General features: G+C 62.2%; 36 protein-coding genes. 9 read left to right on the forward strand and 27 right to left on the reverse strand.

Annotated elements, in window-relative coordinates:
* Positions 1-5: 5 nt before the first annotated feature.
* On the forward strand, positions 6-842 hold the full coding sequence (locus G5S35_RS08060; RefSeq protein ID WP_065060101.1) for an ABC transporter permease: 837 nt from the start codon (positions 6-8) through the stop codon (positions 840-842).
* 11 nt (positions 843-853) lie between these two features.
* On the opposite strand, the gene G5S35_RS08065 is transcribed toward G5S35_RS08060, so the two are convergent.
* The 4 genes from G5S35_RS08065 to G5S35_RS08080 form a co-directional block, all read right to left on the reverse strand.
* On the reverse strand, positions 854-1,276 hold the full coding sequence (locus G5S35_RS08065; RefSeq protein WP_065060102.1) for a hypothetical protein: 423 nt from the start codon (positions 1,274-1,276) through the stop codon (positions 854-856).
* 176 nt (positions 1,277-1,452) lie between these two features.
* The gene (locus G5S35_RS08070) at positions 1,453-2,541 is read right to left on the reverse strand and encodes a permease (RefSeq protein WP_080180529.1); all 1,089 of its coding nucleotides are present in this window, start codon (positions 2,539-2,541) and stop codon (positions 1,453-1,455) included.
* Between the two features lie 278 nt (positions 2,542-2,819).
* On the reverse strand, positions 2,820-3,872 hold the full coding sequence (locus G5S35_RS08075; RefSeq protein WP_183038148.1) for an NADP(H)-dependent aldo-keto reductase: 1,053 nt from the start codon (positions 3,870-3,872) through the stop codon (positions 2,820-2,822).
* A 202-nt stretch (positions 3,873-4,074) separates the two neighbouring features.
* Positions 4,075-4,410, reverse strand: a complete 336-nt coding sequence (locus tag G5S35_RS08080) for an RcnB family protein (RefSeq protein ID WP_065060104.1) — start codon at positions 4,408-4,410, stop codon at positions 4,075-4,077.
* Positions 4,411-4,680: 270 nt separating this feature from the next.
* Here G5S35_RS08080 and G5S35_RS08085 point away from each other — a divergent pair, with 270 nt between their 5' ends.
* Positions 4,681-4,923 carry a hypothetical protein gene (locus G5S35_RS08085; protein ID WP_065060105.1) on the forward strand — a complete coding sequence of 81 codons (243 nt, stop codon included), beginning with the start codon at positions 4,681-4,683 and terminating at the stop codon, positions 4,921-4,923.
* A gap of 128 nt (positions 4,924-5,051) precedes the next feature.
* Here G5S35_RS08085 and G5S35_RS08090 read toward each other — a convergent pair whose 3' ends face one another.
* Positions 5,052-5,309 (reverse strand): hypothetical protein, encoded by a 258-nt coding sequence (locus G5S35_RS08090; protein ID WP_065060106.1) that lies wholly within the window; start codon positions 5,307-5,309, stop codon positions 5,052-5,054.
* Between the two features lie 247 nt (positions 5,310-5,556).
* A complete protein-coding gene (locus G5S35_RS08095) occupies positions 5,557-5,757 on the reverse strand; it encodes a hypothetical protein (protein ID WP_124261036.1) in 201 nt (66 codons plus the stop codon).
* A 415-nt stretch (positions 5,758-6,172) separates the two neighbouring features.
* On the opposite strand from G5S35_RS08095, the gene G5S35_RS08100 reads away from it, so the two are divergent.
* The 6 genes from G5S35_RS08100 (at position 6,173) to G5S35_RS08125 (ending at position 10,608) form a co-directional block, all read left to right on the forward strand.
* Positions 6,173-6,661, forward strand: coding sequence for a hypothetical protein (locus G5S35_RS08100; protein WP_183038149.1), 489 nt, complete (start codon positions 6,173-6,175; stop codon positions 6,659-6,661).
* Between the two features lie 9 nt (positions 6,662-6,670).
* Positions 6,671-7,138 (forward strand): hypothetical protein, encoded by a 468-nt coding sequence (locus G5S35_RS08105; RefSeq protein WP_183038150.1) that lies wholly within the window; start codon positions 6,671-6,673, stop codon positions 7,136-7,138.
* A 131-nt stretch (positions 7,139-7,269) separates the two neighbouring features.
* A complete protein-coding gene (locus G5S35_RS08110; protein WP_183038151.1) occupies positions 7,270-7,719 on the forward strand; it encodes a hypothetical protein in 450 nt (149 codons plus the stop codon).
* Between the two features lie 302 nt (positions 7,720-8,021).
* Positions 8,022-8,669, forward strand: coding sequence for a DUF4145 domain-containing protein (locus G5S35_RS08115; protein ID WP_183038152.1), 648 nt, complete (start codon positions 8,022-8,024; stop codon positions 8,667-8,669).
* A gap of 138 nt (positions 8,670-8,807) precedes the next feature.
* Positions 8,808-10,232 (forward strand): toll/interleukin-1 receptor domain-containing protein, encoded by a 1,425-nt coding sequence (locus tag G5S35_RS08120; RefSeq protein WP_183038153.1) that lies wholly within the window; start codon positions 8,808-8,810, stop codon positions 10,230-10,232.
* Between the two features lie 148 nt (positions 10,233-10,380).
* On the forward strand, positions 10,381-10,608 hold the full coding sequence (locus G5S35_RS08125; RefSeq protein WP_183038154.1) for a hypothetical protein: 228 nt from the start codon (positions 10,381-10,383) through the stop codon (positions 10,606-10,608).
* Here the strand turns inward: G5S35_RS08125 and G5S35_RS08130 are convergent.
* The 21 genes from G5S35_RS08130 to G5S35_RS08230 all read right to left on the reverse strand — a co-directional run bounded on the left by G5S35_RS08130 (position 10,598) and on the right by G5S35_RS08230 (position 24,678).
* Positions 10,598-11,440: a patatin-like phospholipase family protein gene (locus G5S35_RS08130; protein ID WP_183038155.1), complete on the reverse strand. Its 843-nt coding sequence runs from the start codon at positions 11,438-11,440 to the stop codon at positions 10,598-10,600. The genes G5S35_RS08125 and G5S35_RS08130 overlap by 11 nt on opposite strands.
* A complete protein-coding gene (locus tag G5S35_RS08135) occupies positions 11,437-11,889 on the reverse strand; it encodes a hypothetical protein (RefSeq protein ID WP_183038156.1) in 453 nt (150 codons plus the stop codon). The genes G5S35_RS08130 and G5S35_RS08135 overlap by 4 nt, the downstream gene beginning before the upstream one ends.
* A gap of 10 nt (positions 11,890-11,899) precedes the next feature.
* Positions 11,900-12,100 (reverse strand): hypothetical protein, encoded by a 201-nt coding sequence (locus G5S35_RS08140; protein ID WP_183038157.1) that lies wholly within the window; start codon positions 12,098-12,100, stop codon positions 11,900-11,902.
* Positions 12,101-12,222: 122 nt separating this feature from the next.
* Positions 12,223-12,537: a hypothetical protein gene (locus G5S35_RS08145; protein ID WP_183038158.1), complete on the reverse strand. Its 315-nt coding sequence runs from the start codon at positions 12,535-12,537 to the stop codon at positions 12,223-12,225.
* A gap of 58 nt (positions 12,538-12,595) precedes the next feature.
* Positions 12,596-13,114 carry a glycoside hydrolase family 24 protein gene (locus G5S35_RS08150; protein ID WP_183038159.1) on the reverse strand — a complete coding sequence of 173 codons (519 nt, stop codon included), beginning with the start codon at positions 13,112-13,114 and terminating at the stop codon, positions 12,596-12,598.
* 3 nt (positions 13,115-13,117) lie between these two features.
* Positions 13,118-13,414 (reverse strand): phage holin family protein, encoded by a 297-nt coding sequence (locus G5S35_RS08155; protein ID WP_183038824.1) that lies wholly within the window; start codon positions 13,412-13,414, stop codon positions 13,118-13,120.
* An 80-nt stretch (positions 13,415-13,494) separates the two neighbouring features.
* Positions 13,495-13,677 (reverse strand): hypothetical protein, encoded by a 183-nt coding sequence (locus tag G5S35_RS08160; protein WP_183038160.1) that lies wholly within the window; start codon positions 13,675-13,677, stop codon positions 13,495-13,497.
* The gene (locus tag G5S35_RS08165) at positions 13,674-14,591 is read right to left on the reverse strand and encodes a hypothetical protein (RefSeq protein ID WP_183038161.1); all 918 of its coding nucleotides are present in this window, start codon (positions 14,589-14,591) and stop codon (positions 13,674-13,676) included. Before G5S35_RS08165 ends, G5S35_RS08160 begins: the two co-directional genes overlap by 4 nt.
* A 63-nt stretch (positions 14,592-14,654) precedes the next feature.
* Entirely contained in the window at positions 14,655-15,251 is a 597-nt protein-coding gene (locus G5S35_RS08170) for a YmfQ family protein (RefSeq protein ID WP_183038162.1), read from the reverse strand.
* Entirely contained in the window at positions 15,242-16,291 is a 1,050-nt protein-coding gene (locus tag G5S35_RS08175) for a baseplate J/gp47 family protein (RefSeq protein ID WP_183038163.1), read from the reverse strand. The genes G5S35_RS08170 and G5S35_RS08175 overlap by 10 nt, the downstream gene beginning before the upstream one ends.
* Complete coding sequence (locus G5S35_RS08180) at positions 16,281-16,685, reverse strand: phage GP46 family protein (protein ID WP_183038164.1); 405 nt, start codon at positions 16,683-16,685, stop codon at positions 16,281-16,283. Before G5S35_RS08180 ends, G5S35_RS08175 begins: the two co-directional genes overlap by 11 nt.
* Positions 16,682-17,203, reverse strand: a complete 522-nt coding sequence (locus tag G5S35_RS08185) for a phage baseplate assembly protein V (RefSeq protein ID WP_183038165.1) — start codon at positions 17,201-17,203, stop codon at positions 16,682-16,684. The genes G5S35_RS08180 and G5S35_RS08185 overlap by 4 nt, the downstream gene beginning before the upstream one ends.
* Positions 17,204-17,232: 29 nt before the next feature.
* Positions 17,233-18,345 (reverse strand): phage baseplate assembly protein, encoded by a 1,113-nt coding sequence (locus G5S35_RS08190; RefSeq protein ID WP_183038166.1) that lies wholly within the window; start codon positions 18,343-18,345, stop codon positions 17,233-17,235.
* Between the two features lie 3 nt (positions 18,346-18,348).
* Positions 18,349-19,635 (reverse strand): DNA circularization protein, encoded by a 1,287-nt coding sequence (locus G5S35_RS08195; protein ID WP_183038167.1) that lies wholly within the window; start codon positions 19,633-19,635, stop codon positions 18,349-18,351.
* A complete protein-coding gene (locus tag G5S35_RS08200) occupies positions 19,636-21,471 on the reverse strand; it encodes a phage tail tape measure protein (RefSeq protein ID WP_183038168.1) in 1,836 nt (611 codons plus the stop codon).
* Positions 21,461-21,652 carry a hypothetical protein gene (locus G5S35_RS08205; RefSeq protein WP_183038856.1) on the reverse strand — a complete coding sequence of 64 codons (192 nt, stop codon included), beginning with the start codon at positions 21,650-21,652 and terminating at the stop codon, positions 21,461-21,463. Before G5S35_RS08205 ends, G5S35_RS08200 begins: the two co-directional genes overlap by 11 nt.
* Positions 21,595-21,894, reverse strand: coding sequence for a phage tail assembly protein (locus tag G5S35_RS08210; RefSeq protein ID WP_183038169.1), 300 nt, complete (start codon positions 21,892-21,894; stop codon positions 21,595-21,597). The genes G5S35_RS08205 and G5S35_RS08210 overlap by 58 nt, the downstream gene beginning before the upstream one ends.
* Complete coding sequence (locus tag G5S35_RS08215; protein ID WP_183038170.1) at positions 21,891-22,238, reverse strand: phage tail tube protein; 348 nt, start codon at positions 22,236-22,238, stop codon at positions 21,891-21,893. The genes G5S35_RS08210 and G5S35_RS08215 overlap by 4 nt, the downstream gene beginning before the upstream one ends.
* Before the next feature lie 70 nt (positions 22,239-22,308).
* On the reverse strand, positions 22,309-23,811 hold the full coding sequence (locus G5S35_RS08220) for a phage tail sheath C-terminal domain-containing protein (protein WP_183038171.1): 1,503 nt from the start codon (positions 23,809-23,811) through the stop codon (positions 22,309-22,311).
* The gene (locus tag G5S35_RS08225) at positions 23,811-24,032 is read right to left on the reverse strand and encodes a DUF2635 domain-containing protein (RefSeq protein ID WP_202034977.1); all 222 of its coding nucleotides are present in this window, start codon (positions 24,030-24,032) and stop codon (positions 23,811-23,813) included. Before G5S35_RS08225 ends, G5S35_RS08220 begins: the two co-directional genes overlap by 1 nt.
* Before the next feature lie 4 nt (positions 24,033-24,036).
* Entirely contained in the window at positions 24,037-24,678 is a 642-nt protein-coding gene (locus tag G5S35_RS08230; RefSeq protein ID WP_202034978.1) for a phage tail terminator protein, read from the reverse strand.
* A gap of 30 nt (positions 24,679-24,708) precedes the next feature.
* Here G5S35_RS08230 and G5S35_RS08235 point away from each other — a divergent pair, with 30 nt between their 5' ends.
* Positions 24,709-25,029 (forward strand): hypothetical protein, encoded by a 321-nt coding sequence (locus G5S35_RS08235; RefSeq protein WP_183038173.1) that lies wholly within the window; start codon positions 24,709-24,711, stop codon positions 25,027-25,029.
* Positions 25,030-25,032 lie beyond the last annotated feature (3 nt).

Genomic DNA, 25,032 nt, shown 5'->3' on the forward strand with positions numbered 1-25,032 from the left:
ACACCATGCAGACACGCACTCACACTCCGCCCGACACGCACCGCGCCCCGCCGCCCCTGCGCGAGCCGCGCGCGGCGCTGCCCTCGAACGCGACGCACTGGATCGCCGTGTGGCGGCGCAACTATCTCGTGTGGCGCAAGCTCGCGCTCGCGTCGATGTTCGGCAATCTCGCCGATCCGATGATCTATCTGTTCGGTCTGGGCTTCGGGCTCGGGCTGATGGTCGGTCACGTCGACGGCGTCTCGTACATCGCCTTTCTCGCGGCGGGCACGGTGTCGTCGTCGGTGATGATGTCGGCGAGCTTCGAATCGATGTATTCGGGCTTTTCGCGCATGCACGTGCAGCGCACGTGGGAGGCGATCATGCACACGCCGCTGTCGCTCGGCGACGTGGTACTCGGCGAAGTGATGTGGGCCGCCAGCAAGTCGATGCTCTCGGGCGCGGCCATCATGATCGTGGCGGGCGCGCTCGGCTATGCGAGCTTTCCGTCGATGCTGCTCGCGCTGCCCGTGATCGCGCTCGCGGGCCTCGCGTTCGCGAGTTGCGCGATGATCGTCACCGCGCTCGCGCCGTCCTACGACTTCTTCATGTTCTATCAGACGCTGGTGCTCACGCCGATGCTGCTGCTCTCGGGCGTGTTCTTCCCGATCGCGCAACTGCCTGCGGCGGCGCAGCACATCACGCTGATGCTGCCGCTCGCGCACGCCGTCGAACTGATCCGCCCGGCCATGCTCGGGCGTCCCGTCGAGCACGCGGCGCTGCATCTGGCCGTGCTTGTGTTCTACGTGCTGGTGCCATTCGGGATCGCGTCGATCCTGTTCCGCCGGCGCATGATGCGCTAGGACGCGCGGCGTCAGTCTTCGTCGTCGCCCCAGGGAATGTCGACGTCCGAAATAAACGCGACCGTCGCGAACGGGCCCCCTTCCTGACGCCCGATCTTGCCGTCGGCGCGATGCCATTCCACGCGGAACATCGTCCCCTGCGTCTGCGCGAGCAGGCGCACGGTGCGGATTTCCTCGGGATCGGCGTCCTCGACCGGGCCGTCGAGCGAGATCAGCAACTGCTGCGGCCAAAGGCCGTCGGCGGGATCGTAGATGCGATCGCCATCGGGAATCGCGACGTTCGCCTCGACCCCGATGGTCGCCGACGCCTCGATGATCATCTTGCCGAGCGCGCGCAACACCGCCGTCGCGCGGGCCGAATTGGCCTGTCGGATCGCGAGGTCGCCGCGCGTCAGCGCCTGTTCGAGTTTGGGATTGGTTTTTTGCTGTGCCATGCCGGTTCCCGGGCCAAAGCCCTCGTCTGTGCGGACGGCGCCGCCGCCGTCCGTCGTTGATGCGTGATCCTTATGACGCCATCGTAGCATTGCGCCCGCGACGTTTTGGCTTCAATTGACCCCGATTCTTCGAACATGGCGTCGATATGGCGTCGACACGGCGCGACGCCGCGACGTCAGAAACCGAGCGCCACCGTCGCCAGCCCCGCCACGATGCCGAACAGCACGACCACCGTGCCAACCAAAACGAGCACGCGCGGCCGGAACGAGCGCGCCAGCATCGCGAACGACGGCACGCTCACGGGCGGCAGCGTCATCAGCAACGCGCCGGCCGGGCCCACGCCCATGCCGAGCGCGAGCATCGCCTGAATGATCGGCACTTCGCCCGCGGTCGGGATCACGAACAGCATACCGGCGACCGCGAAGGCGACGATCCAGCCGAGGCTGCTCGTCACATCGGGACCGATGTGCGGGAACAGCCACGCGCGCGCCGCGCCCAGCAGCAGCACGAGCACGATGTATTCAGGCACGAGGCGCACGGCCATGCGCAGGAACAGGCGCGCCCAGCGCACCAGCGCGTTGCCGCCCTCGGCCTGCTGGCGCGCGAACAGCGCGAGACGGTCGTCGGCGGCGCGCGCCTCGTCGGGCGTGACCATGCGGTTGGCGAGCCAGCCGAGGCCGAACACCATCAAGAGGCCCAGCGCGAGACGCAGCGCGCTCCACTGCCAGCCGAGCACGAAGCCCATGAACACGAGCGTCGCCGGATTGAGCACCGAGTTGCCGAGCCAGAACGCGATCGCGCCGCCCGTCGACGCATTGCGCGCGCGCAGCCCCGCCACGACGGGCGCCGCGCAGCACGTGCACATCATGCCGGGCACCGCGAGCAGACCGCCCGCCGCCACGCTGCCGAAGCCGCGCCGGCCAAGCACGCGCGCGACCCACTGCCCCGGCAACAGCGCCTGCACGCCCGAGCCGAGCAGCAGGCCGAGCACCATCGCCTGCCAGATCGCCTTGCCATAAGCCAAAGCGTAGTCGAGCGCGGCGGCGAGCGACGGCACCGGTGCACTCGCCGCGCCGCCCGTCAGGATCGACTTGCCGATCGAGTGCGTGGCTTCGGCCGTGAACGCGCGGTGGTAATACGGAAACCACTTCACGTAGAACAGCCCGGCGACCGCCAGCAGAAGAAAAACGGGCCAGCCCCAGCCGGGCGCCGAGGACGGCAGTTGCGGCGGACGGGACGAAGGCGCGTCGGGTGCGCTGGTCATGATGGTGTGACTCCGCGAAAGGCGAATGGAATGCGAAACAGGGAAAACGGCGGAAACCGGCTCGGGGCGGATCGTGCGACTGCGGCCCCGGGCCGAACCTGCAAGCGCGCTTTCGGCGCGCGGCAGGGCGTGCGCAGCATCGTAGTGCATGACTCGCGAATCGCCAATGTCCGGCGTTGGGCGATTCGCGAGCCGTAGTGCGCGTGGACGGCGGACTGTCGGGGGACGGAGCGTGCCCCGACCCGCCTTCAGTCAGCGACCATCAGGTCAGCGCACGATCAAGGCGCCGGATTCGGCTGCAGTTCGTGCAGCGCGTCGATCCGCGCGAGCACGTCCGCGGAGAGCTTCACATCGACGCTCGCGATGTTCTCCTTGAGCTGCGCCATCGACGTCGCGCCGATCAGGTTGCTCGTCACGAACGGGCGGCTGTTCACGAACGCGAGCGCAAACTGCGCGGGCGACAGACCGTGCTCTTTCGCGAGCGCGACGTAACGCGAAATCGCCGCGATCGCCTGCGGCTTGCTGTAGCGCTGGAAGCGCTCGAACTTCGTGATGCGCGCGCCCTCGGGCCGCACGCCGCCCTCGTACTTGCCCGAAAGCCAGCCGAACGCGAGCGGCGAATACGCGAGCAGGCCGATGCCCTCGTGGTGCGTGAACTCGGACAGCCCGAGTTCGAAGGTGCGGTTCACGAGGCTATACGGATTCTGGATGCTGACGATGCGCGGCAAGCCGAGCTTTTCGGCGGCGCGCAGAAACTGGGCGACGCCCCAGGGCGTCTCGTTCGACACGCCGATATGGCGCACCTTGCCCGCCTTCACGAAATCGGCGAGCACCGCGAGCGTTTCCTCGATCGGCACCGTGTAGGCGTCGTCGATCCACGGATAGTTGCTGCGGCCGAAGGTCATCGTGCTGCGGTCGGGCCAGTGCAGCTGATACAGATCGACGTAATCGGTTTGCAGGCGCTTGAGGCTGCCGTCGAGCGCCTCGGTCAGATTCTTGCGGTCGAACTGATTGCCTTCGCCACGGATATGACGCGGATTGTGCGGCTGGCGCGCCGGCCCCGTCATCTTGGTCGCGAGCACGAACTGGTCGCGGCGCGCGCCATTGCGGGCAAGCCACGTGCCGATGAAGCGCTCGGTCTGCCCTTGCGTTTCGGGACGCGGCGGCACCGGATACATCTCCGCGGCGTCGATCAGCGTGACACCCTGGTCGAGCGCGTAGTCGATCTGTTCGTGGGCGTCCTGTTCCGTATTCTGTTCGCCCCATGTCATCGTGCCGAGGCCGATCAGGCTGACCTTGACGTTCGTATCGCCGAGTGTGCGGTATTCCATCGAAGCGTTTCCATCATCAGGTTGCGGGAGAACGGCGACGCTATCACGCCGGCCGAAATTTTTCAGGAAGCGCTGAATTCGCGCGGCGCGGAGTCAGAGCCGTCGAAACCATCGAAGCGAAAAAACGAAAAAGCCGGAGCCGGTAAAACCGGTCCGGCTCGGATCGCGCGGGTTGCGAAGGTTGTCGCGAAGACTGGTCCGCTTAAGGCCCGACGCGCTCCACGGCCCAGCTCGAATTGCGCACCAGATAATACTGGCCGCTCACGCCGACCCAGTGATAACCGCGCGGCGGCGGCTTGAGACGATACTGCTGCCAGTCGTCGATCACATATTGACGATCGCGATACTCGGGCGGCAGACGGTCGCCCTTGCGCCACGCGTGCGGCGGCGGCGCATCGGGCGGCGGACGGTCGGGCGGCGGCCCGCCGTGATACTCATTCGGGCCCGGACGGGGCGGTGGCTGCTGCGCGAACGTCGATACCGATGCCAGCATGGCCGGCAAAGCCAGCGCAGCGAGAAGCACGAAGCGTTTCTGCATTGTTCACCTCCTGGTTAGCGAGTCGAAACCGGACGAAGACAGTCGAGTCGATCCGACCACGTCGCGCCCGAAGCCGCCAGGCGCGCTCACCTCGCGATTCATGGTAGTACAGCGCGCAACGAGACCGGCGCGAGCGCGTCCGCACGCCGCGCGCCTGCTGCAACATGTGTTTGCGAGGTGTTTGCGCATTGACTGCTGTATTTGCCCCGCCGCACGCCCGAATGGCGCAGACGTGCCAGAATCGTCGCGTGCGTTTGAGGAGAACACGGCATGGAAAACCAGCGCAGCTATGAATACATGGGCTTCGACATGACCGCCGGCGTGGACGGCGATCACAACGTGGGCTTTCTCGTCACGACCCAGACGATCCGCAGCCTCACCGACGACAGCCACGCCAACGTGCCCGTCGACGGCGTCGCCTCCGGCCGCTTCCCCACTCAGGACAACGCTTTCGACGCCGCATTCGACCGCATCCGCGAAGCGATCGACCAGCGCGTGCGCGCGGCCTCCTGACGAGGCCTTTCAGACGCCCGAAAAGCAGAACGCCGGGCGTCGTGAAGACACCCGGCGTTCATGCCGCCCGTCAGACGGGCGGCCGGTGCAGAGCGGCCGAGGCGCGAAGCCTGGCCGCCGGACAGCACTTATTGCGCTTGCGACGACTGCGAGCCGTGCGCGCCCGACTGCGAAGCCGAGCCGGTCACGCCGCCGTAGGCCGCGTCGACGCCTTGCTGCTGTGCGCGCTCGGCCGCGACGGTCTGCGCGCTCTGGCCTTGCTGCGAAGCCGGTGCGCCGACGTTCGGGCGATAGAAAGGTGCCGGGCCGTAGCCGCTGGCGAACGCCGGAGCGGCAACAGAAGCGGAAGCTGCGACCAGCAGCGCTGCGATCAGTTTGGTCTTCATGGTGGACTCCAAATCAGGTTCAATTGCGGTTCGGGAATGGCGCCGCGCCTGGGAGGTCAGACCCATGAGCTGCGTCAGTGAGACTCAGTGTATACACCTACTATCGGAAAATAATCGCGATAAACCGAATTGACTATTCCGCTTCCAGAAACAATGCTGTGAGCCAAACCAGGCTTGGCTGAGCGACGAACAGACCCTAAAAAGACGTCCCAAACTTTTTTCTGCGACGCAGCATTTGGCGACGGGATTACATAACGCGCGAAGGGTCTTTCGGTAAAAGGGAAAGATGGAAACGCTTCCATACAGGCAGTTTGATGGCGGTTTGCTGGCGATATGACAGAAAACGTTCATTGCGGCCCTGATTTTTCTGCCGCAGCCTCGCGTGCCGCACCGCAAAATCGCCGTCAGCGCCCTTCGCGTCATGCGATAAAATAGAAGGTTGATTCACGCCTGCCGCGCCTTGTCGCGCACTCATCTGCCATGTCCGCCTCCCGTATTGCCAGCCCCCGCCGCGTCTCCGTCGCGCCGATGATGGATGGGACGAACCATGCCGCCGACAATCTAGAAAAATAAGACGTAAGCGAGATATAAGCTTTTCGGCGTAGCACTTCCGTAGCACTAGCATCGACTGGTTTATGCGTCGACGAGTGCGCATCTATAGATAGGAGGCTATTGCGTCCGATCAAGCGATACTGAAGCTGAATCGCGCAAAAGGCATGCAACTTGCGCTCATAAGCAACTGCTCTTGGGGTATCGCTCAGGAGTCGGATATCATTCACAGAACCGAAGGATGCTGGCCACTCCGGGGAAAAAGTGCGGCCACCTATCCGAACTCGCGATCGTACGAGCTTAATGAACAACAAATGAAAAAGTACATCTTCCTGGAAGTTATCATTCCCGTCCTTTTCATAGGAATTATCTATGCACCTGGCGGTAGCTTCCAGCTCAAGGATGAATCGCACCTCCTCTATAAAGTGTTCGCTACCGGCGACCTGCTTCCCATCTGCTTGCTTATCGTGATCAATGCGTACGTTAAATTCGAACGGGCGAACGATAAGCTGCTCGAAGAAATCATCAAGTTGCCGACTGAGCCGGAAAGGCGAGCTGCCGCGGAGCAGCACGCCGGTAACTGGATATGGCGATTGATCCTCGGTTTTGGTGGGGCCGGATTATTCTTGCTGTACTACGATATCAAGGTGTCGGCAATTCCGTACCAGTTTCCTGCTGATAACGTACCGGTTTCCGAAGATATTATCAATTACATGTACTTTGGCTTCGGTGCCCTGGTTGTCGTTGCAATCTTGGGCCCCATATTTCACTGGCTCGCATCTACAGACGAAGACAGCGATTAGGAGCATTAAATGTATCTTGCATATGTTTCCATAGCCTTAATTCTCTCCAGCTTTTGTGGCCTTATGTACATGGCCATTCGAACGGCTCGTGCACGCGAGATCGTCAGAATGAGCAAAAAGGGGACCGTACCATCGACACCCGATGCAAGTCCGGTGCACAACGTAGCTGGTGCGTCCATCCTGTCGCCGATGGTGCGCGCGAACAACAAGGTGGTTGCTGCAATTGACATACAAACGTTCAACCACGTTCTTCTGATGAAGAGAAAAATCCTGTTCAAGGATAATTTGGCGAGTCTCCGCGACGAAGAAAAGTATGAACAACAGATCGCCAAGTGGTTGGAGACGCTCGCAACCCGTCAAGACCTTCAAGAAGAAGTGGAGCAAACCAGCCCGCCCAACAGGCTTCCGCTTGAACGCCTGCGGCTGCCAAGGAATAATGCGCACGACAAACAACTCTTTAACACGTGCGCCGTATAACGCGTACGGGGGACATTTTGAGTAACGAGCTTGTCACACCCACTAGCAGCAACACGACCGCTGTCCGCAATGCCGTCGAGAGCTTCCAACTAACTTACGTCGCCCGGCCAGCACTAATCAACGAGGACCGGGTGACTACTATTCACTATGAGGGCAGCGACGACCGCCCGGGTTGGACGACGAACCTGTTTTCGTCGGAGGATAGGCCCACCGTTCGCATGTACTCGTGGATCGACTTAGACACCGATGAATTCGACTACTTGCGCGTGCTGGAAACAGTGAATGCAGCAAATTACACTTACCTGCTGGACACGGTTATCGATCTGACGGTAGACACACACCGCCTGCGTGTTCGTGATGTCCATCGACCCAGCGGCGCAACGGTTGACGAGAACGAATTCGCGGATTCACTTGGTCACCATCTCGCCCAAGTAACCCTATGGAGCTTCGTCCTTCAGCGTGTTCTCCGAGGAGCCGCACCGGTCACTGAAATGTTCGACGAAGCCATAGACGCTGCTACGTCAATTTTTGAGAGCGAGGACACGCCAGCAGAAAAAGGGCACGACGAGCAGTCGTCCTAAGGAAGCAATTTTTCAGTGCACCCAAGCGCCCCCATGTCGAAGGCTGGTGCTTGGGTCGCGACTTATCGCGGAAAAAAAATCTAGAAGAGCCCGGCCAGCTCGGTAGCATCATCCCAACTGAATATGATCATTTCCCTCCGCGCAGCCTATCTTCCGCCACCTCCCACGGTGTATTTGATATCCACCGCCTCGATGTGAAAGTCTGCGAACGCTTCGCGGATTGCCGGGTGATGAACGGGAGCGATTAAGGAACTGGAGCCCTTCAGGGACAAACGTGGCGACATTCGAGAATAGAACGAGAAATGGACAAGACGAAAGCCCACTGCAATACCTGTGGCGGTGACAGGAATCATGGGATTGCTCATTGCGAAAAGGCGTCGTGGTCGGACGACGAATACGGCGTCCATGGAGACGACACATACGAGATGTTGAAGTGCCTCGGGTGCGAAACCATAACGCTCCGGCATACCTCATGGGTCTCAGCAGAAGACGATGTTAGGATTTCATACTTCCCCCAGTCCATCTTTCGACCCAAGCCGAAATGGTTGGACGCGCTTTGGTTGGAACTGTCACCCACAGACTTGTTCGTGTACGAGCTGCTTGGGGAAATTTACGTCGCGCTTCATAATGATCTAAAAAGCTTGGCTGCGATGGGTGTTAGATCGCTTATTGAAAAAGTCATGATTTCGAAGACTGGAGATAAAGGCACATTTGCCAAAAACCTCGCAGAATTTGAAAACCTAGGGTTCGTGTCAACAAAACAAAAAGAACGAATTGAAGCCATCTTAGATGCTGGTCATGCAACAATTCACCGCGACTTCAAACCCGCGCTGAGCGACGTAATTACACTTGTCGATATGGCTGAGCATATTGTGGAGACCGTTTATCTTCATGAGTCAAAAATCACTGCGCTCAAAAAACGAGTGCCACCGCGACAGCTGAAAACGTAGCTTCACCACCTCTCCCCGTTCCTATTGATGCGGCAGCATGTTCGGCCTGTTGAACGGGATCTTCAGGTTCAACCTACGCTCCGCATTACGCTGACGTTAGTCGACTTCGATAGCTAATCTGATACCGTTCGCTACTCCATGCAACCTACCCCAAAACTGTTTATATCCTACTGCTGGTCCAGCCCAGACCACGAAAAATGGGTCGAAGAACTCGCTGAACGCCTGCAACATGACGGCGTGCACGTCATACTCGACAAGTGGGACTTAAAGGAAGGTCACGACGCGCACGCCTTCATGGAGCAGGTGGTCACCAACGACGAAGTCAAGAAGGTTGCCATCGTTTTTGACCAAGAATATGTCCGCCGAGCTGACGAACGCGATCGCGGCGTTGGTGCCGAGACGCGTCTCATAACCGGCGAAATATACAAAAAGTCCACCCAAGACAAGTTCGTCGCCGTTATAGCTGAGAAAGATGAGAACAACGAGCCGTACATCCCGGCGTACTACAGCGGCCGCATATACATCGACTTGACCAGCGCATCCCGGAGCGAAGAAGAGTATGAGCGCCTTGTAAGATGGATTTTCGATAAACCGCTTTACGTTCGACCGCCGCTCGGTAAGCCTCCAGCTTTCCTCGACGACAAGGCAGCGAAACGCATCGGTAACACATCTGACCTGAAACGCGCGATTAGCCAGTTGCAAGACCAAAAGCCGACGGCGACGATCGCGCTCGAAGATTATCTGAACAGCGTAGCTGTCGCTTTGGAGCAGTTTCGAATTGTAAAAGCACAAGGCGCAGAATTCGATCAACAGGTCATTGACTCGATCGAAGCATTTACGCCCACCCGTGATGATTTGGTAAGCGTTTTTCAAGTCATTGCGCGCTACATGCCAACGGAAGAAAATGTCGAGAAGATTTCACGCTTCTTCGAAAAACTTCTCCGCTACTTCTACCCTCTCGAAATAGTCGGTGGCTATAGCAGCTGGGACTTTGACAATTTCAAGTTTATCATTTGGGAACTATATCTTTATAGCGTCGCGTGTTTTCTGGATGCAGAGCGCTTTGAGCAGGCCGCAACGCTGATCAACAGCGAATTCCACTCCGAAGTCGGACGACGCTATGGCGATGACGCATTTGTCCCCGCAACAGCGTTCAACCACCATATCGAGTCGTTAGGCGCCCGGTCGGAACGACTTAAATTGAATGGTCGGCAGACGCAGGGCGATCTATTGCGCGAACGCGCCAAGCTGACTTCACTTCCTTTCGCATCCCTGGCACAAGCAGACTTGGTTCTGTACCTTACTTTTGTTGAAAATTCTCCACGCTGGTGGCCATTCTCTGCCGTCTACTTGGGCTCGAGAACTACCCTTCCAATGTTTGTCCGTGCGCGCTCACTTAAGTATTTTGAAAGAATCCGGCCTGTTTTAGGTAACGATGACGTGAAGCGCTTCACGACGAGAATCCGGGAAATTGCAGGAACGGAGGCCGTTCCGCGTTGGCCCTTTCACCGCCTTCCCCTGCTTCTGATTGTCGGTGCAGACGGGTTAGGTACTCGCCCTTAAGCTCAACGTGCTGATACGTGGCGGCCGCGAGCGAAACACTGTACGTTTAGTTCAGTGCCCCCCCCGGATTCGCTTTCGTGCGTCATCGCGCCCCCTTACCTGCTGCCCGTCTCGCGGAGATCTACGACCAGCAGCTCCCACGCCGGTCGTGCTCGAGCTGCTCTGGGAAATCCGCCGCCTGCGCGCGACCGTATCCCGCGCAAACCAGATCCCCGCGTTCCTCGCGCCACACGGTCACGGCGTAATCGCGACGTCGGTTTGGGAGTGCTTCAACAACGAACTCGACGCCGAGCCGCTACTGACAGACCCGCCGACTCCCCGTCAAGAAAAGCTGATTGACGGTGGATCGAGCGGGTCCGGCAAGGTCAAGCGATAGCGCAGGCGCCGATGACGCGAGCCGGCGAATCGAGCAACGCAGCGGCAACGGACGTCGTCGCGTAACCGTCGTCATAGAGCCGCTGCCGAACCGCTCGCGCCATGTTCCTGCCAAAGCTGCTCGCGTAACCGGTCGGCACCCGCACGATCGTCGCCCCGCCCTGTTGCGCGAGGTCCACGTGAGTCGCTTCGTTCGCCGCGAGCATCAGGTCGATCACACGCGAGGCGATCGTCGGCAGCCGATACTTGCGGCCCGCCGGCAGCGGCGCATCGTCAGAGACGAGATAGACGCCAATGCGCGGCACGTCGTCGACGGTCAGATGACTCACCGGCACGTTGTTGCACGTCCCGCCGTCGACGAGCAGCGCACCCGAGTTATCCACAGGCGGGAATACGAATGGAATCGATGCGCTCGCGCGCGCTGCGGTGCCGATCTGCGCGTCTGGCGTCGTGTCCCGGCTGAACACGAACTCGCGTTCGGTGAGAAGATCGGCCGCGATGATTTTCAGATCGAAGTCGAGCTCGCCAAACGTTCGGCCCCCGGTCGCTCGCAGCAGAAACTTCTCCAGCGTATCGCCCGCACATAGCGCGCGGCGCGTGAGCAGCGCCCAGGGCGTGAAGCGCATCATTGGCGACCAGTCCATCGTCATGCACAACTCGCGCATGTCGGCGAGTGGCATACCGCTCGCATACAGCGCAGCGACGATCGAGCCGCCCGACGTGCCCGCCACTTCAGCGACGGCGTAACCGGCGTCGACAATCGCCTGTAGCGCCCCGAGGTGGGCGCCAAGGCGAAAGCCCGAGCCACTGAATGCGACCCGGACGCGCTTCATTGCGCAGCCACCGCGTCGGACGCTGCGGAAGCGGTATCCGCGACGGCCGCAGTGGTTTCGGTCTGCGTCGGCAATGAACCGATGATGCTGTTCAGCACGAGTTGCGCCGCGGTCAGCGTCAGGTCGATCTGCTGTTTCTTTTCGTCGCTCCACGACGTAGCATTCACCACGTCGATCAGCGCCGGGAACGCCGACGACGAGAACTTTTCCAGGCTGGACACATCGACTGCCGACACCGCGTCGCACGTCGTGTTCACGATGTCCGACGCCTTGTCGAGCTTTTCAGCAGTGGCATCGTTGAAGCCCTGCAACGATTGCAGGCTGGTGACGGTCTGCTGCACCGGCGTACAGACCTGTTTCGCGAGCTTGTCGGCGCTGGAGACCGTCGCGCAGCCGGCGATTGCGAGCGCGGCAATGCCTGCCGCAAACAGCATGAGAGTGCGTTTCATACGGGGTTCCTTACTGGATGGTTTTGATTGCCGTCACCACTGCCGAAGCGGCAGCGGCAGCGGCGTCGGATGCGGCCGAAGCGGCCGTGGCCTGGCCTGTGAAGGCCTTCACGTCTGTTTCCTTCAGGTTGATGCTGTAGCTGCCGTCAGCCGCGCGGGAAAACTGCGCATCGACTGCCGCCATCTCTTTCCCGTTCCAGACGCGCAGCACGCAGCAGCCAGTCGCTGCGCCAGACGCGTCTGTAATCGGCGAGATTTCGTATCGGGCAACCCCTGCGTATTGCAGCGAAGTGCAGCCCGAGAGAGCGAGGGCGCCGAGCAGCGCGCCGGCCCTCATTGCAGCGTGCCCGCGGAGGCCGCCGTCGCGACACGAGCGGATTCGGACGCCAGCGCTACATCGCGCGCCGCGTTCGACGGAGGCGCGGGCAGTTGCATGGCGTCGGTCGACGCCGCGCGCGAGCTCGCCGCCTGATGACCGCACCAGATCGTCACCAGGCTTACCGCGCCCGTGATCAGCACGCCGATCTGCGCGATGAATGCCTGACTGTCTGCGCGACCGATCGTCACGAAGTACGCCCACAACGCCATCAGCGCGAGCACGAAGAGCGCTGCCAGCGCGCCCACAATGATTTTTTCCTTGATGCTCAATCGAACCTCCAATAAAAAAGGCCGCACGAGGCGGCCGTTCAGAAAAACGCGTAGGCGATCAGCTGCGCACAACGCCGCCGGCCGCCACGTAATAGCCCTGCAAGAGCTCGATCGGATTCGTGCGTTGACCATAGGGCGAGCCTGTGAGGCTCGCCCAGGTGCGGTTGCACGCCGCGACTGCCCCGGCGAAATTGCCCGCCTGAATCAGTGGCAGCGCACGCTTTTCACGAATCTGCTGGATTGCGATACGGTCCTGCGATTCCGGACTGAAGTCGCGCAGCCCGAGCAGCTTGCGATACGGCTCGTAGTAGCGCGCGAGCAGTTGATACGCACCCGCGGCGCTCGAGTTGAGTACGCGGTTCAGCACGTTCGGATGCGCCGCATACGTGTCGAACTTCAGCACCTGCCCCGGGTACGGCACGCCGTTGCGCTTGCCCGGCCCGTGCGAGCCAACCAGCACGTTGTATCCGTCGTCGCTGTTCGCGAGCACCCAGGCTTCGATTTCGCTTTGCGTGAGCATGCGGAGAAAGGCGACGACGTTCGCGCCGCCCGCGTCCGCAGCAGAGATGCGCGGCATGGATTACCCCTTTTCGTTGATGCCACCGACCAGCGCGCGTGCGCGGCGGCGCAGCAGCAGCTCGATGTATTGCGAACCGACAATGCCCAGGGCGCTGCCGATCCCGAGCAGCGCGATAGGACTCAGATCCGGGATCTGCACCAGCACCACGCCCGCCACCATCGACGTCGCCGAGCCGAGCAGCGCGCGCCCGAGAATCAGCCGGAACGTCAGCACCTCGCTGCTCACCAGCAATTTCGCAATCCCGATCAATGCGCCTGTCACCACCAGCGCCAGAAAGGTCCGCTCATGTTCCTGCATGTATGCCCCCGTTAAAGGGCCGGTCTGCGCGGCCCATAAAAAAAGCCGCGCGAGGCGGCCGAGATTCACTTCACGACGGATCAGTCTTCGCTCGCCGGCGGCGAGAATGCGCCCCCGGCATAGGTCCAGCCAACGCTGGCTTGGTCCGACTGCACAGCCTGCGTGCCATCCGGCGGCTGCCAGTCCTCACTCCCGTCCCACAACACCGCATTGATGACGTTCCCGTTCGCATCGATGATCGCGTAGCGCGCCACAGAGCTCATGCGTACTCCCAGATGATGACTTTGCCGCCCGCAGCGGCATTCCCGACGATCGCCGCCTGGCTCGCACCAAGCGCCGTCCCTTGTGCACCGTGGCCCGGCCCGGTGCTCGATCCGTCCATCGGCGATGTGCCGCCCTGCGCTGTCGCGACACCGCCCGCCGTCGAGCCGATCGCATATGTCCCGAGGTTGCCCTGATTCGAGTCGATCGTCGTTCCGGCGCTGATCGTCGGCGCGACAGCATTGCTCGGCGCATTCGAAATCGCGACCGTCGAAGCTGTCGGGCCGTACGACGAACTACCCGGACCGCCCGGACACGAAACCAGCGCACCAAACGACGACGTGCCACCGGTGCCCCCGAAGCCCGCTCCGGAGGCGCCAGCGGCGCCCGCCGCGCCGATCGTCACGGTTTGGCTTGCACCGATCTGCGCCGCCGTCAGAAGCACCTTTGCATATGAACCGGACGAACCACCCGCCGACCCGCTAAAGCCACCTGCGCCTGTTGCCGGCGCTCCACCCGAGCCGCCACCGCCGCCCTGAACTTCGACGATGACTTTGGTCGTGCCGGCTGTCGGCTTGTAGGTGCCACTCGCCCCAAATGGCTGCACATTGAGAAATCGACCGACCGCCTGCTGGAGCTGCATGGCGTGCTCGGCCTTCGTAGCAGGCGCTACGCTGAAGACGTTCGCCACGTCGCCAGTCAGTTTGGCGAACAGCGCCTGCAGCGCGGTGAGCAGCTGCGTCAATGTGCCTTCAGCGGGAATCAGGCCGCCGGCCTCGATGACGTTGATCAATTCGTCGGTCAGGCTGTTCGCCCAACTCGCCGGAATCAGCGAGCCAACCTGTGCCGTCGTCTCGTTCTCGTCGACGAACTTGCCATTGACGAGCCCAACACTTTCGTCCTGTGGATAATCCATACACTCCCCGCAAAAAAGAAAGGGCGGCTCGCGGCCGCCCTGCTCTGCTGATTCGAAGAAAAGCTACTCGTAGATGAAATCGACGACCGTCTGCGCCGGCATCCAGCGCTGCACGACGCACTCGATCCCGCTGTTCGGATTCGTTCCGAATCTCTCCCCGAAATGTGAAACGCCAAATCGTGCGCCGCCAGTGAGCCGCGCGCCGAGAATCAATTGCCAGAAAAACTGCGCGCCCCAGGTGCCGAACTGCGCGGCACCGAAACGCGAGCGGCCGAAACGCGGTGCGCGATACTCGACCACACGCGCATTCGGATAGCCGAGTTCGGCCGCCACAGCGATGAAGAACGCCGCGTTCTGGCCACCGGTACCGATCAATCTGCGGATCACCGCCTTGCGGCGCGCGTCGAACGTCTGCTCCGTTCCAAGGCACTCATCCGGCAGATCCATTGCCGCCTCGAAATCCGGCAGCATCTCGCGCAAGGTCGCAGGGTCCATCTCGTTCAACAGATCGTTCGTTCGCGAATCGATGCGTGCGAACTCAGCCGCCAACCCCTGCAGAACCGCGTCAATCCCGGGCTCGAGGTCCGGATCCCACGCCGGCCCCGGCGGCAGCAACTGGCGCAGCATCGCGACGTAATCGGCCTGTGTTCTCACTGCCATTCAACACCTCCGAACGTCGGTAACTCGTTCACCGCGAGCACGACGTCCGCGGCCGGCTCGACCAGCAGGTGATCGTTCTCGCCCGCCGTTTCGCTGATTGCTTCGTCGATATGGCTTTTGAGCACAGTCACGCCGAGGTCGCCCTCGCTCGCGATGAGATTCTTGAGCGAGACGATCGTTGCTGCGCGAGTCGCCGCCGTGTCCGGAGACAACTTGATCTTGAACTGCAAAGCCCTGTTGATTGGCGACATCACGTACAACTCGGCACCCAACGGCCGCTTCGATTCGACGTACGTCTTTACCGCTGCAATCTCCGCGTCGCCCGGGAACGGATCGTCATCATCGTCGCGAACGAAGAACAGGCCTACCGTACCCGGCCCGAGATAACGCCGCCTTGACCACGCCCTTGTCACGCCAGCAACTTCGGCCGCCCAGTCGACGTAATCGTCCGCGTTCCCACCCATCGGCGTGCGTTTGTACGACGCTTTCACGCGCACGCGCAGCTGGTCGATCGTCTCGATGTCACTGCCGCCGGTAATTCCCCCTGCGGAAACCGTGGCGGCGCTGGCCACGTTGTCGACGGGTGAGACAAACGACAGTGGAGTGCCAGCGTCGAGATCGCCGGCCTTGCCCGCTACGACAGCCTTCACGGGCACGGTGCCAGTGCCTGCAGCGTCGAGCACAATGTCAGCCGTTGTTTCGTACTGGATCAGGTCAGTCGTCTGTAACAACTCGCCCGCATCCACAGGCGCATTCGCTTGCCCTGTCACATCGACATTGCCCGTCGACGAGACCGCCGCCTTGCGCCCACCGTTCAGTCGCAGATTGGCCTGACGAATGAGCATGTCCTCGTCGCACTCGTCGGGCAGCAGCTGCTTCGACGTCCACTGCTGATAGCCATATGCGATATGCGCTGCGCCCGAGTGCACGCGCGCCAGCACCTGCGCATCGGTACGACGCATCACATCGGACGCCGACCCGGCGAGGTCAGATACAGCGCGCTGGATAAGCGTTGGTAAAGTCGGAATATCAAACGGCATTGATCACCTGCCAGATATTGTCAAACGTAAATCGGAGCGGCGAACTCGACGATTCGTCGAAACGTGCCACCAGGCGCATGGAATTCAGATCCGTTTTCGTTGCTACGACCGACACCGAGTTCGCCCACTTGTCGTCGACAATCCATTGCAGCGCTTCGGTCGCGTAGGCCTGCGCATCGAGCAGCGTTTGCGCCGTCAGAGAACGGCGGCGCAGCAGCCACAGCCGCGAGCCGATGCGATCGTTATCTACCGGCGGGAAGCTGTCGCCCCACCATCCCTCGCGGCTGTCGTCGTCGAGCTTGTCGGACGGTTCTGCGCGGCGCCACGTCAGCAGGCTGATCGTCACGGCGCGCTGGATCAATGCTTCGCGTTCGTCTACGGTGAGCGTCGTCATGACCTCGGCCCTCCGGTCGGCGGCCCATCGTGCTCATCGTGATAGTGCGAAACCATGCTGACGCCGTCGAGCACTGCATCCGGCGCCTTGATCGCACACGTGGACGATGCCGTGTCTGCATCGATCGATGCGGCCTGCGCCGTCACGTCGTACGCGTCGGCCGTCACGTTGTAGTGCTTCGTCACGACGCGGTACTCGTCGCATTCGACACTCACGACGCGCCCGCGCGTAAGCACGATCTTCGCCCCTTCGTCGGTATAAATTGCGACATCGCCCTCTTGCAGCGTCTGCAGCCTGTAACGCCGGTCGGCCACGACCAGCATCACACCGTGCGAACGGTCACCGCCAAAGAAACCCGCAATACCCTCCGCACCAGCCTTCGGCCGCGACGTGAATCCGTACGGCTCGAAGTGCTCCAGTCCGTCCTTCGTTTCGTCTGCAAACAGCCCCGTCTGCAGCGTCTGCATTTTCGTGCCCGCGTTGACGAGCTTCACAGTGCAGCGCACGAGCACGCCCATCAGGCGCGCCCGGAATTCGTGCGGACTCATCAATTCGACTCCCAGTCAGCGGGCAACAGATATTCGAAGTTGTCGCCCTTCTTCGCTTTCTTGATTTTCCGGCGCTTGTGCGGATCGTCAGGCTCCGGCATATAGCCATCCGGCGGCGCCACCTTCAACGCCGTCGTTGTCCCCTGCTCGCCCTTCGTATACGTCGTCTCGACGATCAGCATGTCGCGATCGAAACCAATGATCGGATCGACGATGCGCACGGTCTGGTTCGGAATCCACAGCCGCCCGTTCGACTGACGCCAGCCCTGCACGTTGTATGTCGTCGCAAGCGCCTTGCTGATCCGGTTATCCCGCTCCCACTGCACGCGGCCCTGCGCCATCGCCTTCGTGATGTTCCCCGACTCCTGGATCACCTTCACACGCCTGCGCGTAATCCGCGAATCGGTGACAGTGGCCGAGATCTCGCTCGAGGAGGCGCCGTACATGTCGTCACTGCCGACGTGTTGCCCCTTGCACTCATAGACCGAGAACACGCCCGAGAAGTCGAGCGGCGCATCGCCACCTAACACGTTCTCGCCAACAACGAGCCTGTCCACCGCGCGCCCCGCGCTGCCCGGATTCGCGATCACCAGCCGGCCGCGCCCGTCGTCGGTCGCAAACAGATGCGATAACGTCAGCAGACGGTCAATCGACTCGAAGATCGTTTCGCCCGGCTGGATCGTGTGATCCGCGAGCGTCGCGCTTTCGCCCGTCTGGTCGAGCACCGTAATCCCGTAACTGCCGACCAACGCCCGGACAATCTGCGCAACGGTCTGGTTACGCCACTGACTCGGCTTGTTGTCCGCGCCACAGTCGACGAGGTCCGAAGTCAGCGAGCGACCTGAGATCGTCAGCGCGACGTTGGTACTGTCGTGCCGCACGGGCGTGGCGTATACCCAACCCGTCATCACCAGATCGTTTCCGATCCGCAGCTCGGCGCGATCGCCCTGCCTCACGCGCCGCGCCGAAGGCGAGCCCGGCCACTTCCACGTCAATGCGAGATTGAAGTCCCGCGAACAGCGCTCGATCCCGGCACCGATCGACACCGACTTCCAGCCGCCGTGGTTTTCACCGTTGACGCTCAGCGTGACCACTTCCTTGGCGTCAGCCATGCCTCACCTCTCTGCAACCTTGATTTCGCCAGTGGGCACGAAACCGGGATTCGAAACACGGTTGCGCGTCACGATCTCGTCGGCGCGCGTCGCGTCGCCATAGCGCTGATAGGCGAGCACCAGCGCCGCAGTCGGCTCGACCGGCTCAATCGTCACGATGCGCACGCCGCTCCTCGCAATCTCGTTTAGATGCCGCACAATCGCCTGACGCGCGACCGTGAGCGCCTGAAAACGCTCATAGGACGCGTCGAGCCCCATGTCCCAGATCGTCTCGCTCGCGTCGTCACGCGCCGCAAGCACGTCGTCCACTACCGGCGTGTCAATCGGCACGATCACGTCACCCGCCTCGTCATACTCGACATCGCTCGTTCCGGTCTGCGATCCAACAGCGGGCACCGACACTGGATCGACTGGCCCCGACTGCGACGAATCGCTCACAACCGGCACCGTCACCGCCGCAATGGTGCGCATTGCGCTGACAAGCAAAGCGTCCTGCACGACCTGCACGGTTGCCGATTGAAGCCCGGCGGCGTCCGTGCCCTGCGCCGTGGACGCCGAGCCCGCATCGCGCAGGCTCGAAAACACACTCGTAATCGCCGAGAGCGCCGCGCCGGTGCCAGAAAACGAATACGTCATCGCATCGAGCGTGCTGAACAACTCGTCGACCACGTAGGCCGGGGCGTTGACGACCTGACTCGCAAAGGCCGCCGCGTCGGTGAAGAGGCTCGCGAACGGTTCGAACTGGTTACTCACCGCGGTGTACAACTTCGACGCGGTCTGCGAATACGCCGCAACACTGACGCGCGCCGTGTTGACCTTGTCGAGCAGCGTCGCGAAGTTGCTTTTCGACGCGGTCGCGAGCGAATCCGCTGCCGTGCCAACCTGCTGCGACGTATTGACCGTCGCCGCCGGAAACTTCAGCTCGCCCGCCTCGACGTAGGACGCATCGAACCGGATCACGCCGCCCTCGCGCCGGTCGCGCTTGAACGTCGCCTTGCCGACGATGCTCACCTTCATGCGGCCCAGCCACGGGTGCACCAGCTCGCCCGGCCCTTCTGCCTCGAATGCCTCGATCAGTTTGTCGGCCTGCTCGAAGCAGTCGTCGCCAACGAGAAACCCCGTGAGGCCCGGTTCGCGCGTGGCGCGACCGAGATCCTCGACGTACGGCTCGTCGCGGTTGACATACTCATGCGTCTGCGTGCGCCGCCCGACGCCGATCGAATCAGCATCGACATCGAACGGCACACCGCGAAACGACGCCGGCTGCAGCCTGTCACGCCACGTCGCCATTTATCCACCTCCCAGCGAACGACGCCCGACCTGCGGCGTGATCGAAAAGCCGTTGTTACCTGCCGGCTGATCGAACCGCAGACCGGGCGGCGGATTGTCGAACACCACGCGCAGTTCGCCATTGACTCGCTGCTGCGCTGCCTGCTGCGGCACCGAGGCGCCCCAATCGCGCGCGCCGCTCGCCCCGGGCTGCCCGGGGATCGACGTCGTCCAGTCAGAAACACCTGCGCCACCCGGCGCAGGCACTGGCGGCTGCGCAGCGGGTGCGCCGCTACCGAAACCGAGGCCGTGCCCGAACCACTGCGCCGCATCAATCAGCGGCTGCACATACGGTTTGATGCGGTCCCACAGCTTGCTGAACCAGTCGACGATCGGTTCCCAGTTCTTGATCACCAGCCCCAGCGGCGAGAAGTTGAGGAACGCAAACTCCAGCCACTTGAACCCGGTTTTTGCCGCGCCGACGATGCCGTCCCACAGCTTCGAAAAGAACGGACCGACCGTCTCCCAGTTCGCCATCAGGAATCCGGCGGTAAGCGCAAGCACCCGCACGGCGATGCCGAGCGGCGTGAGGTTCGACACCGCGATGAACGCCTTGAACGCGGCAGTTACGCCCCACACAGCGAGCCGCACAGCCGCGAATGCCAGCGCCGCGCCCAGCACGCCCTTGATCAAACCCGGATGCGCCTGCGCCAGCTGCTGCACGTTCTCGATCAGCGGCGCGATGAAGCCGAGGAACTGGTTCAACGGCGGCAACAACACCGCGCCTACGCTGATGCCCACCGCGGTGATGCGGTTCTCGAGCAGCTGCATGTTGTTCGCGGTCGTCGCCGCGCGCGACGCGTATTCCTGGTTCATCGACCCGGCGTACTGCGTCTTGTCGCCAACCTTGGTCAGGTTCTTCTGCAGCAGATCGAGGTTCGTAAGCAACGGCGCAATCGCCTCGATCGACTCGCGGCCGAACAGCTCCTGCAGCACGGACGCCTGCTTTTCGGGCTTCACCTTGCTGATCGCCGTGAGCACCTTCACCATCGTGCCCTGCGCATCTTTTTGCAGACCGGCCGCGATCGACTTCGAATTCAGCCGCAACGCCTTGAACATCTGTTGCTGCTGCTTCGTGGCCGCCGAGCCCGATGCGAGCGTGAGCATGAAATTCTTGATGCCCGTCGACGCGATGTCCTCCTGCACGCCCACGCCGATCAGCGTCGCGCCAAGCGCGGCGATCTGACCAGCCGCGAGACCCGCGACCTTGCCAAGCGGTCCGACGCGCGTCACGACGCTCGAAATCTTCGCGGACGTCGCGGGCCCCGTGTTCCCGAGGTAGTTGATCTTGTCCGCAAGCGAGACGACATCGTCCTCGCCCATCTTGAACGCCGTGCGCCACGTGGCCATCATCTGCCCCGCTTCCTCGGCGGTCTGGTCGAACGCGACGCCCATCTTGACCGCGTCTTCCGCGAAGCGCGGCAGCTCGCTACGATCGATACCCGCCTGGCCACCGGCCGCCGCGATTTTTGCGATGTCGGCAGCCGCCATCGGCAGTTGCTTCGACAGGTTCAGGATGTCGGTCGACATCTGCGCAAACTGCTTGGGCGTGTCGAAGTTCACCACCTTGCGCACGTCCGCCATCGACGACTCGAAATCAATCGCCGCCTTCGTTGCGGCGATCATCGGCGCGGCAATCGCGCCGCCCGCGAGGATGTCCTTGAAACCAATGTCGCCCAGACCATCCTCTTTCAGACCCTTGCGGAATTTCGCGATGTTCTTGCGAATCCCGGTCAGGGCCGGCGAGAGTTTGTCGACGCCGGTGATTAGCGCCTTCAGCTGAAACTTATCCGCCATCGCGGCTCTCCTCGATGATCCGGTCGGCGTGGCCGAGCGACTCCAGCAAACGCTCGATCGGCCGCGCCATCACCACTTCGGGATCCAGACGCCAGAACCACGCGGCGTCGTAGGCCCGGCCGACTAGCTGCTCGACTTCGCGGACCCCGAGTTCATGAAAAAACCGGCGACCGTCCAGCAAAGGGTGTTGAAGTCACCGATATCGATCGAAGCGACCGACGAGCCGGGGATCTCTGCCAGGCGCTCGATGTACTTCGCAGCGACGTCCGGGTTGATCTGGACCGATTCGTCCTGAGCGATCTGATACGGCAACGCCTTGATCGCGCGGGCGTCGGCCGGCGTGGGCTTGCGCAGCTTCAACGCCTTGAGCGTGTCACCGTGCGCCTCGATCGGCTGCGAAAGTGTGAAAGTAACGTCGCTCATTGCCAGCTCCCCTTGCGGCCTTCGAAGGTCAGCGACGTCTTGCCGTCGTCGCCGGTCGTCGAGGCATCACCCACGATGTACGCGCCGCTGAGCACGTACGTTTTGCCGTTCGCGAAATCCACGGTGATCGTCATGTCCGTGCCGTTGACGATGTCGTCGATCGGGAAATCCGGCGTGAATAGCGCATCGACCTTCACATAGGGCGTCTTGTCCTTTTCGGAGTAGTAGCCCGGCTTGATCGTCTCGCGCTCCTTGTCACTGAGCGGCGCTTCGACGCCGCCCGTGATTTCCAGCTGCTTTCCGGCGACCTTGAAATAACAGGTGCCAGCGGTTCTCTTACCCATATCGGGCCTCCATAACGGGAATGGCCCGCGCGCGGCGGGCCATTCGGTTCAATGCTCGGGCGTTGCCCGCTCAGCTCACCTCGGTTGCGTACTGCAGGCGGAACTGATTGAGCAGCGCGAACACACGCAGCTGGTTCACGTAGTCCGGCGGGAACAGCACGTTGAGCCGGTTCGGGTCGTTCGCATCGCGCTCGACGACGAGGTACTTCGCGAACATGGCCGCGTTCTCCACCCAGCCGAGCTCCTCCATCGCGTAGTAGGCCGAGATCATCTCCGCGCGCGCCATGCTCGGCGTGAGGATCGCGTTGCCCGGCCCGAACGACGTGCCATCGTCGGCCAGCTTGTGACGTGGATACTTGCTCGTCACTGCCGTGCGCAGATAGCGGATGATCGCGGCCGACTGGTGCATCGTCTCGCTGTCGCGATACGAGTCATCAGCCTGCCCGAGCGCGTTGCGCTGGTACGTCGTCACCGCGCGCTCGATGCGGTAATAGCCGCCGGAGTACACCGCAGTTGCAACGCCATACTTGAGCAGCGAATTGCGCTCGGTCAGGATGAAGCGCGACCCGGCGGGCGCGGGATCGATGCCGACCAGTGCGCCCGTCTGCGTCGGCCGGGCCGGGTCGGCCGAAATGAATACGGCCGTGATACCCATCCACGCAGCGCCGACCTCCCAGGCAGGCTGCGCGACACCGGGCTCGAATCCGTGCACGGTAACGTGCTGATCGTTGCGCAGCTTGCCTTCGGCAACGTGCGTACCGAGCTCACCGCGACGCGCCGCATACACGTGGCCGAACAGCCCCGACGACCAAGCCCAGCGCCCCGAGACGTCGTTCATCCACTCCTTCAGATCGTCGAGCGCGGTCTCGTCGCTCCAGCCCGAATTGGTGAACTCGAACGCTTCGTCGCCCACTGCGGCGAGCAGATCCGCGACATCGACCTGCCCCGTGCCGCCCGACATCGCCGCGATCGTCACCGTGAGGCCCGCCGGCGTGCTCTCGCCGCCCGCGGTGCCCTTGCTGTTGATCGCGACCGTAATGTCGTTGCCGGTTTCACCTTTCCAGCGCGTGGTGAGCGTGACAACTGCATCGGCCGCGGCAGCCGTGACCGGGATCGTCGACGAGGCGGCGAGCGCGGTGACAATGGCCGCCGCGATCTCGCTCGCCGTCATGCCGCTCGCGACGGTGACCTGCGTGCGCTTGCCCGCGATATACAGGTTGAGAACCCCGGCGGCCGTCGCTGTACCTGCGATCGTCACGGTGCCTTTGGCCGCGCTGCCCGTCTCGAGCTTGACGGGAACCGCCCACACCTCGCCGGCCGGATCGGTACGGCGGAGCGACTGGAACTGCGCCGCAAGCATCGAGCCGACACCGGCGATAGCCTGCACCTGGCTCAAGCTCGTCACCAGTTGCAGCGTGCCGACGTCGCCAGTTGCGTCGTCGTTGACCTGCCCGAGCAGCAGACGGCGCGTTTCCGAACCGGTCGACGTATTGGCCTGGGAGTTGTCCATCTCCGCATAGAAAAGCGGAGTGAGCAGGTCCGAGGACGGGATATTGCTGAACGAGACGGGCATTACTGTGCTCCCTTGTCGTCGCTGTTTTCCACAGCCGACGCATCGCCAGCAGGAACGGCAGGCGCCGTTTCCACGCTCGCGGCGTTGACCTCGATCACGTCGTTCGCCGCGACGCGCCGACGCCAATAGGCGTTGCGCGGCACAGCGCGCCCGGCGACCGGCAATTCGTCGCCCCGGTCGGGATCGGGCACAACCCGTCCTGCGGCCGGCTTGACGGTCATCGTCTTAGCCATTGAAATCCTCTCTGATGGTGAATTCGATACGCCCGTCCGGACCTGTTTTCTGGCCGGGCTCCAGAAGGTTCGCGTCGACGATCGGATCGATAACGTCGACGTTCACCGTGATGCCCTTGAGGTCCGGCAGGCCCGCAAGGTATTGCTCGTGCCACGTCTCGGGCGTGTCGCCGCCGCCGAGCGTGAACGTCGTCGAGAACGTGAAGCGGTACAGGATCCGCTCACGGTTCATCATCAGCAGCCCACCGCCGACGTACTGGATCGGCAGCCAATCCTCGACCGGTTCGAAGCCGACCAGCGCTTTCCACAACATCGCGCGCACGTCGTGCAACTGGTCGATGCGGGACTGCCCGCGCGCGTCGCTGGTTGCGATCGCAACGACGACGTCGAATTCATCGGTGATTTCCTGCCGCACGGTGTTCTGCGTCTGGTTCTCGCCCGCGTCGTCGTGCGTCGGCACGACATACGCCGCCGGCACAGGCAGCAGCGCTTCGTCGCGCACGGCGTCGAAGTCGATCGCCGCCGCCACGCGTTTCTCGAAGAACGGAACGTAGGTGCGAAGCTGCAGCACTACGGGGGTGACTTTCATTCTGGTAACCTTCCTTTCGGTCGCTTTCAAAGCCAGCGACCACACATAAATCCAACACGCATAAGAGAGAGACCGATGCGCAAATCACTGACGGCCATCTGCGTGGCCGCTTCTATCTGCCTGCCCGCAACGGCCATTGCCGGGGCACACCTCAACCCCGGCTATGTCGCCTGCACCAGCGAGGAATCGCTGGACGAATTTGTGCAAGCCGCCGTCCAGAAGGACCGCGACGGCATGAAGTACATGCTCGGAAAGACCTGCCTCCAGACCGATTCAATGGCGAACCTCAAGGTCTCGCTGCTCAAGCCCGGCTTTACAGTCGTCAAGATCCGCGTCTATGTGCAAGACGACGCGGTCGTCCTGTGGGCGCCGCGCGAAGCGTTTTCCGAAAAGTGACGG

This window comes from Paraburkholderia tropica (assembly GCF_014171495.1).
Classification (GTDB): domain Bacteria; phylum Pseudomonadota; class Gammaproteobacteria; order Burkholderiales; family Burkholderiaceae; genus Paraburkholderia; species Paraburkholderia tropica.